The sequence below is a fragment of the Chlorogloeopsis fritschii PCC 6912 genome (assembly GCF_000317285.1).
Lineage (GTDB): Bacteria > Cyanobacteriota > Cyanobacteriia > Cyanobacteriales > Nostocaceae > Chlorogloeopsis > Chlorogloeopsis fritschii.
In genome coordinates, this window is sequence record NZ_AJLN01000061.1 from 96,528 (window position 1) to 112,650 (window position 16,123).

Sequence of the window (16,123 nt, forward strand, 5' to 3'; positions counted from 1 at the left end):
ACTTAAAAAACAAGGTGCTGCCAGAGAATAAATATATGGCTAATCCAGTTAAGATATCAAATAATTTAACAAATTTTTTAGCAGAAAATAAAAAAGAAGAAGAACTCATGTACGAAGTTCTTCTCATGATTGAAAATTTAGCATATCGAGAAGAGGCTACGGTTAAGCTTATCTTTGACCGTCTTTATGACATAGGTTCCATTAATTTAATCAATCAAAAATTTCGCTCTCGTGCTCTCAAAAGAGTACTGAAATGGATTGCGAGGATGTCTAAACCAGCTTTCAGGATTTTTGCCTGGCGCTGGTTTAGAAAAAATTGTCCTATATTAATTACTAACTGGCTTTACCAACAAGTTAGTTTCAAGAAACCAGTCATAAAATCAGCACAAGTAGTGATTGAAAAACAACTTACCCCCGCCAATGCAATTTCTGAATTGGAATATAAAAGCAGAGAAGTAACATTTCTTCGCTCCCAGGTGAAATTGCTCAGTGGTATTTTGATAGGAGTCATTACTGTGTTTGGTGCTAGTTTGATTTGGCTAAGTCAAAGTCTAATAACAGGGCGATCGCCTCTGCAAACTGTAGAACAACTACCTCCAGTCAATTTACAAGAGGCAATGATCAACAGACGCTAGTCAAAAACTAGGCGACGAGCAGAACCGTCATCTGTAAATTCTTGCTCCCCAGAGCCTACCACCTCAACAATGACTTTGCGAGGGTGTGGAGTCCACTGTCCTTGCCGTGCTTGGATATCCACGACTGTCTGCGTACCTTCTAAATACACGCGATAAGTTGTAGTTGACCAAGCACCGTGGCGATATTCAAAGCTATGTCCATCATCTTCATATAGTGTCCATTCGCCTGCACCAGGAGTAACTCTTAATCTCAGTTCGTTGATGGGTGATTCATCCACATACTGCATAACTGGTGCGAGAGGAATAATCGATCCGGCACGAATGTACATGGGCATTTTTTCTAAAGGTGCATCGGCAAGAATATAAGTTGAACCTGTGTAACACTCTCCCGTCCACCAGTCGTACCAGTTTCCTGTCGGTAAATAAACCATGCGTTTCTCTACTCCCGGTCGGTAGACTGGTGCTGCCATCATAGATGAGCCTAAAAGTACTTGATCGTAAATTTCATGAGTTTTCGGATCGTTGGCATAGTGATAAAATAAGGGACGTAAAATGGGGTTACCCGTGCTTGCTGCTTCCCAAAATAAGCTGTAAATGTAAGGCAATAATCTGTAGCGCAGTTCGATGTATTGTCGGCAGATTTCTTCTACTCTTGTTCCAAATTCCCAAGGTTCGTGGCGCTTGGTATTAATCATGGAATGAGCACGCATAAACGGATACAACATTCCTACCTGCATCCAACGAGCAAACATTTCTGGGGTGGCATCTCCTGCAAATCCACCGATATCTGCACCAACAAATGCTACACCAGATAAACCCAAGTTACAAAGCATGGGCAGAGACATTTCCAGATATTCCCACAGCGAATGATTGTCCCCCGTCCATACAGCCGACCATTTTTGTACACCAGCATAACCCGATCGCGTCAAAACAAAAGAACGCGATCGCCCTCTGAGTTTTTCTAATCCCTCCCGACAGGCACGAGCCATCATCATTCCATACAAATTGTGAGCTTCGGCGTAGGTTGTGCGCTCATCACCAGAGCCTGCGGGTGCATCCGTCGGGAAGAAAATTTTCTGCCCTCCCTCATCTCCAAACGGGCGATCGTTCATTGCTGGCTCATTCATGTCATTCCAGATCCCAGCAACACCCATCTCAGTTAAATTGCGGTGCAAATCTCCCCACCACTGACGCACATCAGGGCGGAGAAAATCGGGAAATACAGCCCGCCCCGGCCAAACATAACCGTGAAAAACTTTACCATCAGCCCTACGAATTAAGTAGTCCTTTTCCACTCCTTCGTCATAAACAGGGTAATCGGCTTGCGGCTCAAATTTCACCCCCGGATCGATGATGGTGACAACTTTAATACCTTCCTGTGCCAAGTCGTTGAGCAATTTTTTTGGATCTGGGAATCGTCTGGGGTTCCAGGTAAACACCCGGAAGCCGAACATATAATCAATGTCTAGGTGGATAACATCGCAAGGTATCCGGCGGTGCCGCAGTTGGTATACCAATTGGCGCACTTCTGTTTCCGAGTCATAACTCCACCGACATTGGTGATAACCTAGTGCCCATCGAGGCGGCAGTGCCATTCGCCCCGTTAATTGCGTGTATGTACGAATAATTTCTGCTGGTTCAGGGCTGTAAATAATATAGTAATCTAATTCGCCACCCAGACTTTCCATCCGCAAAATACCTGGTTCGTCGGCACCTACATCAAATCGACTCCAAAAAGTCGTGTTAAAAAATAAACCATAGCCAATTTGCGATCGCAGCGCCATAAAAAACGGAATCGCTTGGTACATTGCATCCGTCAACATAGTGTAATCCAAGCTATCCGTTGTCCAATTGGTGAGACGCTTGCCCCGTTGATTTAGCAAGCCAGCCCGCTCCCCAAAACCGTAGTACTTTTCCTCAGCTTCTATGCGCTTCCAATTAGCAACTTGAAACTTGCCTGCTCCCATTTGCCGCCAACCCATCCCTAAATCCGCATCTTGAGCAAAGGCGCGGTTTTCTTTGTCAAAAAACTTGACTCGACAAGGATGGCGCTGCACGCAGACGCGCATTTTTTCAGTTTCAATTATTACCTCTTCATCCGTCTCTTGCACGTCGAAGGAAGTAGCAGCCCATTCCTCATCCCGTGGCGTTACAGCCCAAGAACGTCTGGCTCGAAACTCTCCTGTAGGTAAAAAGCGCACGCGGATTAGGTTGGGAGCAAGAACCCTCAACAGCAGGCGAGAAAAACCGCATTCAAAATCTATTCCCCGCTGATGACGTTGGATATTTTGAACGGATGAGATGACATTCCATACTGGTTCGCGAACAGGTACTTCTCCGGCAAATTCTGGCATATGTAATTAAATCTGGCTGTAAATGCGGACAATTACGGTTATTAGTGCTAACCACAACCTAATTAACCTAAATGTAAGTACGTACACTTTGCATCAGCCAAGGGAAGTATAAGTATGTACCTTCGCCTCCATGACTTTACCCTCGTTACCAGGTTCAACCTGGTAACGAGAATTTGAGCCTCTGGCTCTTGTTTATATAGTTATCAGCGAACAGCCACAGGTAATCGGTAACTGTTAACTTTTAAAGCTCATCCTCTAAAACATCCTCAAGCAAAGGAGCAAGTTCTTGATTCAATCTACCCGATCGCACAAATTCTGCGTAGGTATCTGCCTCTACAGCCAGCAATTCCATTCGCAGTTGTTCAGCCGTGAAGGTTCGTAAGTTCGGGTACTCATCTTGTAATTTATCAATTTGCTCCTCTAAGCGTTGCAATTCGCCTTTAATTAAAGTCTCTTGATAGCGGTAAAACTCTGGATCTAATCCTGGGCGCTCTTCTATTTGTCCCAAGTATCTTAAAACACGTTTGAGAGCAGTTTGGCGAGCAACTAACTCTAAATACTGTTGTCGCAGGGGTTGATCGCCTAAAAGATTGAGTTTTTCTAATAAAGGCTTTGTCGTTAATCCCTGTACCAAAAGTGTAAATAAAACTACTCCAAATACCGTAGCAATTACATCTTCTCGTTCGCTAAGAATAGTCGGTACGCTCAATGCAAGAGCGATAGAGACAGATCCTCGCAAACCTCCCCACCAGAGTACAGTTTGTTGTGCTAAGGAAATATCGGAGTTGACGAGGCGATTGGCGATCAATCCCAAACCATAAACAGCGATCGCCCGTGCTAAAACCATCCCGGCAACAGTGACGGCAATAATTGCCAGATTTTCTCCCAAATGGGTAAATCTAACTTGGTCACCAATCAAAAGAAAAACAATAGAATTAACAAAAAAAGCCAAAAATTCCCAAAATTCACTGACAATTACCCGTGTACGTGGGTTCATACCAATTCGGGAACCAAAATTTCCTAAAATCAAGCCTATGATGACAACTGCTATTACCCCAGATCCACCAAATTCTTCGGCAATAATGTAAGTTCCGTAAGCGGAGACGAGAGTTAAAGATTGTTCCACCAGCGGTAAATCGAACCTTTGTGTTAGGTAAGAGATACCAAACCCAATCAAACCACCAACAGCTAAACCGATACCAACAACACTTAAAAGTTGTAATAATACAGGTCGTACCCCTAGTTGTGCTGTTCCTAAAGGCAAGGCAACTAGGAAGCTAAAAGCCACAACTGCCATACCATCATTAAATAAACTCTCACCCTCCATCAATGTTGTGAGGCGCTTATCCACTCCCAGTTCTCGAAACAAAGCCGTAACTGAAACTGGATCGGTAGCAGACAAACTTGCTCCCACCAGCAGCGCTGTTGTTAGTGGCAGTTGTGCTAATACATTCAAACCTAGTGCTACACCTGCAATGGAAATTACTACTCCTATCACCGCATACAGGCAAATAGGCACTAAATCTCGCTTTAAATTAGACCATTTTAAATTCCAAGCGGCTTCAAATAACAAAGGTGGCAGGAAAATTGCCAGAATTAGCTCCGGGGAAAGATTAACTAACCGCACATCTACTAGTGCCAACCCCAAACCAGCAATTACCAAGAGTAAAGTGTAGGGAATTTGGCGAAACCAGCTAAAAACTTGCGGTAAAGTCGCCACACTCAAGGAAACTGAGAGTACAAGCAGGAATTGCTTTAAATTTTGTTCGATTCCAACTTCGCCTACAGCAGATTCGATCGCCATGTCAGTAATTTTGCTCAAACTATAAATTTTTGCAATACTTGCAATTTTAAGGGATACAGAAAGTTAGCTTATCCTATATCGAGTAAACTATTTAACCATCAAATAGCGTAAATCACTGGATATACTCTTAGAATGTCACTGAAGCTTACTCTATACAATCATCTCAAGAAAACAGAGGATATGTGAGATATGAGAAAGTTCAAATTGCTAAGATGGTTTCCTCATTCTCATTCTTGGCTCAATGCTTTAATACTATTTGTATTGATAGCAGGATTTACCAACGCAATTGCACATAATCAATTCTTGTTACCTAACTTTGCTAATTTAGCAGATCAACAAGAGCAAATTACTGTTTCGACGATACTCTTACTAATCTTACCCATACCAGCGATCGCTTTTTTGCATCATTTTCTGTTCAGTCGATTTATCCCAGTCATCCCCGGAGTAAAGATAAATAAAAATCGAGGAATTTTGCCAGGGCTGAAAAGTTGGAGAGAAAGCTTGTATAGTTGGTTAGTTTTTATCTTATCTACACTAACGGCTACTTTGATTTGTACTCTTCTCCTCCCTTTATTGCAACTCAATTATCATCAGATAATTCATAACTACAGTCAAAATAGTAGCAAGATAGTACCAATTTTTGCTATTTTTTGGCTATTTTGTGCCGCTATGTTTTATGAAGTTGAGTATTTATTTAAACGCCATGTTATTTTGGGTAATTCTGCCAGTATTGAATCTAAAAATACAACCACTCCTGCATCTCAGGTATTTCAAAATCAAGTAATTTCATCTGATTTTGGTGCTACCAAGCTCCAAACAACTGATGACACTCCTAAAACAGCACAGAAACTTGTAGAGACACAACCAAAACCTCAAGTCTCAAAACAATTAGTTACGTTTATTTTTATTCCCTTTTTAGCTTTATGGATATACTCATATGCAAAGTTACCAGAAGTTAGACAAAGCCTAAGCGCAAATTTTTCCATAGAAAAACTCACATCAGTCGCATCTGAAAAAGAAACACCTAAAGCTAAACCTACTAAACCTACAGATAATTACGAGCGAGCCATAATCAAAGCTAAACGCGCGGCAAAACTAGGGCAACTGGCACAATCTAAAGACGAATGGCAAAAGGTTGTTAGTAATTGGGAAGAAGCGATCGCTCTGATGAAAACTGTACCCTACACTAGCCAGAATTACAGTATGGCCCAGCAACTAATTATACAATATCAGTTTCATCTTGAGTTTGCTCAACAATACACCATAGATGGGAATTAAAAGGGTATTGGGAAGAGGACACCGTGACACGGGGATAAGGAGGATCGTGATTCACGTTCTTGCCCCTCTGCCCCTGGTGCTCCCTTGCTCCTTGTCCTCTTACTAGCCCCTAGTCCCTAATCCCTATTCTCATGTAAATTTTATATGAATTAAAATCCACAATTGTTTAAAGTTAGCTGTTTGTAATTGTGGTGTAATCACCGAAGAAAAATTGTAGAGAGCAAGTTATATTTGATGTAAATTTTCTGTTGATAACTCTTCACTTCTACAGTTATGACGCAAGCAAATATTTTGGAACTTGCCAGGCAGGGTGATGCTAAGGCGATCGCATCTCTAATGAACAGCCAACTACAACTTAAAAATGTAACAGTTAAAGTTAACTTCAAGAATACTCAATTAGAGATTAAATTTCAGTCTACCCAAGTGCCGGAACAAGAAAATCTAGTCAAATACGTCCGTCAAGAAATCATGGGTTTGAAGACTGTATGTATTAAAAATGTCAAAGTTTATGGTTTTCAAGAAGGAAAACTTGCACCCTTATGGAGCCAAGAATTAAATATAGAAGTTCCATTAAATCTCTCTTCATCTAAAAAATGTTTGCTCAATACTAACTGCAAAATCCAAAAGGACTATCAAAATATCTTAAAAAATAAATTTTTAGAGTTTTCTCTTCTAACTGATAAAAAAACTTTACTGAAAATATTATTATTATTAGCAATAAGCATCTTTATTGCAGGAGAAAGTAGATTATTTAGCTCAAAGAAAAAATGTATTTTACACAACCACACCACAAGTAAATATATACATATGGAGAATTGTAAATAGTTACCTTTTAAAGATTATTTTGATTTAAAGTACCTACAGTAACTAAACACTAATCCTGAATTGATATATGACTATTAGCTGTTCATGCTAAAAAGTAGTAGACTTTTGGTTACTGAGTACAAACTTTGCAAATGATAGCAAGATTTGAATAATTGTCGCAAGAATAGACAAGACAGCAGCAGAAGTTTTTTGTAAACTATATATGATTATTTGCCTTTAGGTAGATTAGATTCACTTTATAAAACAGTATGTTAGGGTGAATTAAACATATAATTATACAAGGGAGCATCGTAACTAAATCAGTAATTACCAGTAATTTGTATATCAATAACTTCAATCCTGATTTAGCCATCGTCTGTTTTATTAACTTCTCTGCAATCCATGATACCTCCTCAGCCTCGAACTGAATTTGAAGATAGTGTTCCAGAGACAGAAATACAGCCACCTCGCCAGAAACGTCGGTGGCTTTGGTTGTTGTTAGCCTTGCTAGGATTAATGGGTGGAGGCTTTTTGTTATGGCGTTTGCTAACTCCAACGAACACTCAAGCGCCAGCAGGTGCTAATGCTTCACCACAAGCAATACCAGTCAAGGTATCCACTGTACAATCAGGCTTAATTGAAGATAGTTCAGAGTACATAGCCAGCTTAGAGTCACGTCGCTCGGTAATTCTACAACCAAGAATTCAGGGACAGGTAGCCCAAATATTGGTGAGATCGGGAGATACACTCAAGCAAGGAGATCCAATTATCCAGATTGATGCAAGACAGCAACAGGCAGCACTCAACAGTGTCAATGCCGCAGCTGATGCAGCGCGATCGCAACTAGAAAATGCCAGAGCAACTCTTCGTTCTCTAGAAGCAGAACGTGTGTCTAACCTTGCCGATGTGAGATTAAATCAACAAGAATATGATCGCTATTCAAATCTTGCTGCTCAAGGAGCTGTTTCCCGGCAAACCAGAGATCAGTATGCTAATAGACTGGCGACTGCAAGGGCTAATCTGCGGGCGATCGAATCTAGAATACAAGCACAGCAAGCTTCTGTCTCCCAAGCAGAAAAATCTTTGCAACAAGCATTAGCAAATACTAAAGAACAAGCTGTTCAACTCCAATACTACAGAATAGAAGCTCCTTTTGCGGGCACAGTGGGCGATATTCCTGTAAAAGTAGGCGATTTTGTTAACAATTCTACCCAACTAGTGACTATTACTCAAAATCGTCCACTAGAGGTCAATATCTCTGTACCGCTTGAGCGCGGATCTCAATTGCGTAAGGGAACGCCAGTGGAAATCATGGATGCTCAAGGTCGCAGTGTTGGTATTAGTCGTGTATTTTTTATTTCACCTAAAGTTATTAATAACACTCAAGCCATATTGGTCAAAGCCTTGTTTGATAACGCCAAAGGTCAATTAAGGGCTGATGAATATACTAGGGTGAGAGTGATCTGGAATCAGCGTCCTGGAGTATTAATTCCTACTACGGCAGTGACTCGTGTGGCTGGACAAAATTTTGTTTATGTAGCGCAAATGCAAAAATCTCCTCAAGGAGAGTTTCAACAGGTAGCAAAACAAAAGCGTGTGAAGTTAGGCAATATCAAGGGCAATAATTATCAAGTACTGGAAGGATTAGAGCCAGGAGAAAGAATAATCGTCTCAGGGCTACTTAACCTTACAGATGGAGCGCCCATCAATCCTGAATCTTAAGTAGAGACTAGGGACTAGGGACTAGGAAGAAGCTCCAGGGGCAAGAACGTCAAGCACGATTCTCCGTGTCCCCGTGTCTGTGCGTCTCCTTGTCCCTTTGTCCTCTTTCTTCGTGTCCCCAATCCCCAATCCCCTATGTTTGTTGACTTCTTTATTAAGCGACCTGTTTTTACCAGTGTCTGCGCCATCATTATTTTGCTAGTGGGGGCAATTAGCATCCCTACCCTACCGACAGAACAGTATCCAGAAATTAGTCCAACTCAAGTAGAGGTTACTGCTAACTACGTTGGTGCAAGCTCTGAAATCGTAGAAAACACCGTTACCACTGTCTTAGAACGACAGATTAACGGTGTTGAAGGCATGAAGTACATAACTTCTAGCAGCAGTAATAATGGTACTAGTACAATTACAGTTACTTTTGATGCTGCACGAGATCCAGATATTGCCGCCGTTGATGTGCAAAATCGCGTCTCGCTGGCTGAACCGCAATTGCCAGATCCAGTCAGGCAAACTGGAGTCACTGTCAGAAAGCAGTCCACTAATATTTTGTTGGCGATCGGATTGTATAGCAGTCAGGGAGAGTATGACAACGTATTTTTAAGTAATTATGCTGACCTCTACATCGCAGATGCCCTCAAAAGAATCAATGGTGTAAGTGAGGCGCGGATTTTTGGAGAACGTCGCTATGCGATGCGTTTGTGGCTCGATCCAAATCGACTTGCCAGTCGCAATCTCACCGCTCAAGATGTCATAGATGCTTTGGAAGAACAAAATATACAGGTAGGTGCGGGACAAATCGGTCAGCAGCCAGCGCCATCTGACCAAATGTATCAAATCGACTTACGTGCTATTAGCAGACTTACCGATGTCTCAGAATTTGAAGATATAGTGCTCAAAACAGGCGACAACGGGACACTGGTTAAGCTCAAGGATGTAGGAAGAGCCGAATTAGGAGCCGAAAATTATAGTTCGTTCCTGCGATTTAGAGGTAATGAGGGTGTAGGTCTTGGTATATTTACCATCCCAGGAAGTAATGTGCTAGACGTAGCCAGAGCAGTCAAAGCCGAAATGGAACGACTTTCTCAAAAGTTTCCACCGGGAATGGAGTATCAAGTTGCCTTTGATACCACTAGCTTTGTAGAAGCCTCGCTCTCGGAAGTAGTCTCTACTTTGTTACTGGCGATCGCTTTGGTAATCCTGGTAATTTTTCTCTTCTTGCAGGATTGGCGCACAACCCTAATTCCTGTTGTTACTATTCCCCTGGCACTAATTGGTACATTTGCCTTTGTCAAAGCCTTTAATTTTTCCATCAACACCTTGACATTATTTGGTCTCACCTTGGCAACAGGGATGGTAGTTGATGATGCCATTGTCGTAGTTGAAGATATTTCGCGCTTGATTCAACAAGAGGGAATGTCGCCGCGTCAGGCAGCATCAGTGGCAATGCAGGAATTATTCGGAGCAGTAATTGCTACTTCTTTGGTGTTGATGGCTGTATTTGTCCCCGTTGCCTTCTTTCCAGGAGCTACCGGACAAATATACAAACAATTTGCTTTAACAATTGCTTTTTCGATCACCATTTCTACCTTTCTTGCTATTACCCTCACACCTTCTCTGTCTGCCTTGCTACTACGGCGCAGTCCCCCACAGCGCGGCATCTTGGGTTGGATATTTGGCAAGTTTAACTCGTTCCAAGACTCGATGCGCCACAAATATGAGTGGTTCCTCAACCGTTTGGTAAGGGTGAAAGCAATTGTCATTGCACTGTTTGTCTTCTCCTTAATATTGACTGGTTGGCTTTATACCCGCGTGCCTACATCATTCCTTCCAGATGAAGACCAAGGTTATTTTATTACCATTATTCAAGGGCCAGAGGGCGTTTCGCTGAACTACACCAGCAAAGTGATGCAGCAGGTAGAAGCAGAAATTCTCAAATTGCCAGAAGTCACAGGCACTTTTGCTGTGGGTGGATTTAGTTTTAGTGGTAGCACAGCTAATAATGGTGTAATTTTTACAACCCTAAAGCCTTGGGATCAACGCCGCAATCAGCCAGTACAGGCAATTATCGGCAATTTGCGAGGTAAATTATCAGGAATTACTGAAGCAAGAGTTTTGCCAGTCAATCCACCCACAATTCGAGGTTTAGGTAGTTTTAGTGGTTTTCAATATCAGCTACAAGATCGAGCTGGTAATAGCGACTTAGAAACCATGCTGCAAGTCATGGGGCAGTTACTTCAGCAAGGCAATCAAACACCAGGATTGCAAGCTGTATTTAGCACCTTTGCTGCCAATACTCCCCAAATGTTGATTGAAGTCGATCGCAATCGCGCTAAGGCTCTCAATGTTGATGTAGATGAAATATTTAATACTCTACAGAGTTACTTAGGTTCGCGGTATGTAAATGACTTTAATTATGAACGGCGCACTTACCGGGTATACGTTCAAGCAGATGCTCAGTTTCGCTCCAACCCAGAGGATATCAATAAATTGTATGTTCGCTCTGCTGACGATCAAATGATTCCTCTGGGCAATCTTGTCAAACTCACTCCTACTACCGGAGCGCAAACAATTAATCACTACAACTTGTTCCGCTCAATTGAAATTAACGGCTCACCAGCTCCCGGTTACAGTTCGGGGCAAGCAATTCAAGCCATGGAACAAGTATCGCAAAAGGTTTTACCAACAACTTTTGGTTATGAATGGACGGGGATAGCAGCAGAAGAAAAAGAATCAGGGGGACTCGCACCTTTAATTTTTGGCTTGGGACTTGTTTTTGTTTTCTTAGTATTAGCTGCCCAGTATGAGAATTATGTTGATCCGTTGATTATTATGCTTTCGGTTCCTTTAGCTATCTTGGGGGCACTGTCAGCACAGTCGTTGCGGGGACTTAATAACGATATCTTTTGCCAGGTTGGATTGGTGATGTTGATTGGTTTGGCAAGTAAAAATGCCATTTTGATTGTGGAATTTGCCAACCAACTACACGAGCAAGGGCTTTCGATTACCAAAGCTGCAGTACAAGCATCTCAAGAGCGCTTGCGTCCGATTCTGATGACTGCCATTTCTACCTTGTTGGGGATTTTCCCCTTAGTCATTGCCACAGGTGCAGGGGCTGGTAGCCGTCAATCTCTGGGTACAGCAGTGTTTGGTGGAATGCTTGTTGCTACCTTCTTAAGTTTGTTTGTGGTGCCAATTTTATATATTGTAATTGGAACAATACGCGATCGCTTGTTTTCGCGTCGTCGTCCACCTCAACCACCACAACATCTAGAAGATGATGGTCGAGTTTCTACTGAAATATATCGATAAATTTCCTAACAACCCGGTTTTTCACTGAAATCGGGTTTTTTTATATCCAAAAGAGTTGAAAAAAGCAACACACAATGTTAGCAAATTCTATAACCTGGGTGACTTCTTTTACCTCTAGCCAAATTATTCCTCTGTTGGCAACTGCCACAGAATCAGACAGTACTGCCATCATGGCAGGAGTGCTAATCAGTTTGATAGTAATTTATCTTGCCAGTATTATTGGTGCTGAGATTTGTGCCCGCTTAAATATGCCACCAGTTTTAGGACAGCTACTAGGTGGGCTTGTGGTGGGAATTTCTGCTTTTCATTTATTAGTATTTCCTGAAGGTGGAGGCGATAGTAGTAATTCCCTCATTATTAATTTCTTAATAGCCACTACAGGTTTAAGTTTGGATGGAGCAGTAACTACATTTCAAATCAATAGCGAAGTTATTTCGGTATTGGCAGAAATAGGTGTAGTCATTCTGCTATTTGAAATTGGTTTAGAATCAGATTTAAAAGAACTGCTGAAAGTAGGGCCTTACTCAGCAATAGTTGCATTAGTAGGAGTAGCCGCCCCCTTTTTTGGCGGTACTTTTGGATTAATTTACTTGTTTGGTGTGCCTACTATTCCGGCAATTTTCGCTGGCGCTGCTCTTACCGCAACCAGTATTGGGATTACCGCTAAAGTTTTAGCAGAACTGCAATATCTCAATCGTAAAGAAGGCCAAATTATTATTGGTGCCGCTGTTTTAGATGATGTTCTTGGTATTATTATTCTTGCTGTAGTTGCAAGTCTCGCAAAAACTGGAGAAGTAGAACTGACGAATGTACTATATTTAATTGTCAGTGCAGTAGCATTTTTAGTCGGAGCAGTTTTACTCGGTCGTCTTTTCAATCCTTACTTTGTCAAAATTGTCGATGAATTGAGAACTCGCGGGCAGCTATTAATTCCGGCTTTAATTTTTGCTTTTGTTTTGTCCTATATTGCTACAGCCATTCATTTAGAAGCAATTCTAGGAGCATTTACTGCTGGCTTGGTTTTAGCAGAAACTCAAAAATGTCGGGCGCTCAAAAACCAAGTTGTTCCTATTGCAGATATATTAGTACCAATTTTCTTCGTGGTTGTAAGTGCCAAAACTAATATAGGCGTCTTAAATCCATTTGTACCCGAAAATCGTGAAGGTCTAATTATCGCTGCATTCTTAATTTTGGTAGCAATTGTAGGCAAAGTGATCAGCGGTTTTACGGTATTTGACCGAGAGGAAACTAATCGGTTAGCAATTGGTGTTGGCATGATTCCACGGGGAGAAGTAGGACTGGTATTTGCAGGTATCGGCTCAACAACTGGAGTTTTGTCGGGTTCTTTAGATGCTGCAATTATTGTGATGGTAATTTTGACAACTTTTTTAGCACCACCCTTACTATCATTTGTGTTTCAAAAGCCTGCACAGGTTTCTGTGGAAACTAAAAAAGGATAATTAAGAAAGCGTAGGATAAAAGGTAGAAGAGAAAAAAGCTTTTTAACTAGTCTTTTTGAAATCGATAAAATTACCTGTGATGTGAATAAAAATGGCAAGTAAAAATCATGTTTTAGAAATCGACCACCGATGGACACAGATAAACACAGATAAATCATCCGTGTGCATCTGTGTTTATCTGCGGAAAGTTTGTAGACGCTTTGCGGCTTCCCGTAGGGTGCGCCGGTTTCCGGCGTTAGCGTAGCTCCTCGCGGAGCGAGGCTCAAAGCTTTCCAAGACAGTGGTCGTTATTACCTAAAACTTGGAATTTTTTGCAAAAATACTCCTTAAAGTTGATTTACTCTGTTTTGAACAACGAAGATTATTACAACTAAATCTGCACAGAAACTTACCAAAAGGGGCGATCGCCTAAGTCAATCAAAGATTGCAGTAGAGGTACACTAGCAATGAAAATCGGTTTAGCATACACAAGATTACTGGTAAAAGACTGGAAAGCTAGCTTTTTATTCTACAAAGATGTAATGGAATTTGACGTTGCTGTAGAAGATGAAGAAGACGGATATGCCGAGTTTAAAGCCGGAGATATGAGGCTAAGTATATTTCGGCGGCAAGAAATGGCGCAACTAATTCACAATGCTGACAAACCACCCCATGCCGAATGTCAAGATACTGTAGCATTAATTTTTACAGTCCATGATGTGGAAGAAGAGTATCAGCAATTAAGACATAAAGGTGTGAAATTTATCGCACCACCCATGAATAATCCCTACTTCGGAATCAAAACGGCTTATCTTCGAGATCCAGACGGAACTTTGATCGGTCTATACCAGCTTTTAGTATGAGGGAATATGAATAAACCAGCGATCGTAACGGTTGACGATGATCCAGAAGTTTTACAAGCAGTAGTACGAGATCTGCGGCAGGAATATGGAGAAAACTATCGTATATTGCGTGCTGATTCTGGTGCTAGCGCTTTGGAAGCACTAGAACAACTCAAACTCCGAAACCAGTCAGTAGCACTATTTTTGGTAGATCAACGAATGCCGCAAATGTCTGGTGTTGAGTTTCTCGAACAAGCCATGTCAATATTTCCAGACGCAAAGCGTGCCTTACTCACTGCCTATGCAGACACCGATGCCGCGATTCGCGCCATCAATACCACAAAAATCGATTACTATTTAATGAAACCGTGGAACCCGCCAGAAGAACGGTTATATCCAGTTTTGAACGATTTGCTTGATGACTGGCAAGCAACATTCCGCCCACCCTTTGAAGGTATTCGTGTAATTGGTAACCGTTGGTCGCCTCATTCCCATCAAGTTAAAGACTTCCTTGCACGAAATCAAGTGCCTTATGAGTGGATGGATATTGAATTATCGAAGGAAGCCGAACAGCTAGTCGAATACGCTGATTGCAATAAAATACACTTTCCTTTAGTTATTTTCCCTGATGGTTCTAAATTAACACAGCCAACCAATACAGAGATTGCCGAGAAAATAGGATTGCGAACTCAGGCGCAACAGCCATTTTATGACTTAATTATTGTCGGCGGCGGCCCTGCCGGACTTGCAGCCGCAGTGTATGGTGCATCCGAAGGGTTGCGCACGGTGATGATTGAACGAGAAGCCCCAGGCGGACAAGCCGGAACAAGTTCACGTATTGAAAATTACCTTGGTTTTCCCGTAGGCTTAAGCGGAGGCGATTTGGCGCGTCGTGCCGTTACCCAAGCAAGACGTTTTGGTGTGGAAATTCTTACACCGCAGGAAGCGAAAGGCATTCGCGTCGCAGAACCGTACCGATTTTTGCAGTTGTCAGATGGCAGTGAAATTAGCTGTCATGCGATGATTTTGGCGCTAGGTGTGGCGTGGCGGCGATTGGATGTACCTGGAGTGAACCGCTTGACTGGTGCGGGTGTTTACTATGGTGCAGCGCAGTCGGAAGCGATGAGTTGTAAAGACGAAGAAGTTTATATAGTCGGTGGGGCAAATTCCGCCGGACAAGCAGCGATGTATTTTTCTAAATATGCTCGCCATGTAACAATGTTGGTACGAGGCAACTCCTTGGGTATAAGTATGTCTCAGTACTTGATTGACCAAATCGCCGATACACCAAATATTACTGTAAAAACGCAAACTAGCGTCATTGAAGCCAAAGGTGAAACATCTCTAGAAGCAATTACTCTCAAGAATAACCTCACTGGTGAAACACAAACAGTTCCTGCCACTTCACTATTTATCTTTATTGGGGCAGCACCCCGTACTGAATGGTTAGATGGCGTGATAGAACGAAGCGATCGCGGTTTTATTTTAACCGGGCCAGATTTGCTGCGCGACAAACAGCACATTAAAGGATGGAATTTGGAACGCGATCCCTATTTGCTAGAAACAAATATTCCCGGTATTTTTGCAGTGGGTGATGTGCGTCATGGTTCAGTAAAGCGCGTTGCTTCGGGAGTAGGTGAAGGTTCAATCTGCGTTCAGTTCGTGCATCAATATCTAAGCAAAGTCTTGTAACTTCTGCCTACCAACGGATACGCCACTACCTACCCTACCCTGCGGGAACCCCTTTCGGGGAACAGGAACAGCAAAGACTGCGGGAAGGGCTACTCTGCGAGAAGCCGCTTTGCGTCTACGCCCAACGCTGAACGGAAGCCGTACCTACGGAAGCTGCTCCGCATCTACCGCGTCTACGTGTCTACTGCCCCCTGCCTTCTGCCTTCTAATTATTCCAGCCAACCCAAAATTAAACAAAATCAAT

Annotated in this window: 10 protein-coding genes; 8 read left to right on the forward strand and 2 right to left on the reverse strand. The window is 42.2% G+C overall.

The genetic code is table 11. The features are described from left to right. Positions 1-35: 35 nt before the first annotated feature. Positions 36-635 carry a hypothetical protein gene (locus UYC_RS0109815; RefSeq protein ID WP_016877114.1) on the forward strand — a complete coding sequence of 200 codons (600 nt, stop codon included), beginning with the start codon at positions 36-38 and terminating at the stop codon, positions 633-635. Here the strand turns inward: UYC_RS0109815 and UYC_RS0109820 are convergent. Both UYC_RS0109820 and UYC_RS0109825 read right to left on the reverse strand, forming a co-directional pair. Next, positions 632-2,989, reverse strand: a complete 2,358-nt coding sequence (locus UYC_RS0109820) for a glycoside hydrolase family 31 protein (protein ID WP_016877113.1) — start codon at positions 2,987-2,989, stop codon at positions 632-634. The two genes, UYC_RS0109815 and UYC_RS0109820, sit on opposite strands and share 4 nt — an antisense overlap. Before the next feature lie 241 nt (positions 2,990-3,230). Further along, positions 3,231-4,793, reverse strand: coding sequence for a cation:proton antiporter (locus UYC_RS0109825; RefSeq protein WP_016877112.1), 1,563 nt, complete (start codon positions 4,791-4,793; stop codon positions 3,231-3,233). Between the two features lie 189 nt (positions 4,794-4,982). On the opposite strand from UYC_RS0109825, the gene UYC_RS0109830 reads away from it, so the two are divergent. The 7 genes from UYC_RS0109830 to UYC_RS0109860 all read left to right on the forward strand — a co-directional run bounded on the left by UYC_RS0109830 (position 4,983) and on the right by UYC_RS0109860 (position 15,879). Next, positions 4,983-6,071, forward strand: a complete 1,089-nt coding sequence (locus UYC_RS0109830) for a hypothetical protein (RefSeq protein ID WP_016877111.1) — start codon at positions 4,983-4,985, stop codon at positions 6,069-6,071. Between the two features lie 273 nt (positions 6,072-6,344). Further along, entirely contained in the window at positions 6,345-6,896 is a 552-nt protein-coding gene (locus tag UYC_RS0109835) for a hypothetical protein (RefSeq protein ID WP_016877110.1), read from the forward strand. 381 nt (positions 6,897-7,277) lie between these two features. After that, positions 7,278-8,597: an efflux RND transporter periplasmic adaptor subunit gene (locus tag UYC_RS0109840; RefSeq protein ID WP_016877109.1), complete on the forward strand. Its 1,320-nt coding sequence runs from the start codon at positions 7,278-7,280 to the stop codon at positions 8,595-8,597. A gap of 135 nt (positions 8,598-8,732) precedes the next feature. Continuing rightward, a complete protein-coding gene (locus UYC_RS0109845) occupies positions 8,733-11,906 on the forward strand; it encodes an efflux RND transporter permease subunit (protein ID WP_016877108.1) in 3,174 nt (1,057 codons plus the stop codon). A 74-nt stretch (positions 11,907-11,980) separates the two neighbouring features. Continuing rightward, a complete protein-coding gene (locus tag UYC_RS0109850) occupies positions 11,981-13,366 on the forward strand; it encodes a cation:proton antiporter (RefSeq protein WP_016877107.1) in 1,386 nt (461 codons plus the stop codon). Positions 13,367-13,812: 446 nt separating this feature from the next. Beyond that, positions 13,813-14,208, forward strand: a complete 396-nt coding sequence (locus UYC_RS0109855) for a VOC family protein (protein ID WP_016877106.1) — start codon at positions 13,813-13,815, stop codon at positions 14,206-14,208. A gap of 6 nt (positions 14,209-14,214) precedes the next feature. Beyond that, positions 14,215-15,879 carry a response regulator gene (locus UYC_RS0109860; protein ID WP_016877105.1) on the forward strand — a complete coding sequence of 555 codons (1,665 nt, stop codon included), beginning with the start codon at positions 14,215-14,217 and terminating at the stop codon, positions 15,877-15,879. Positions 15,880-16,123: the final 244 nt, after the last annotated feature.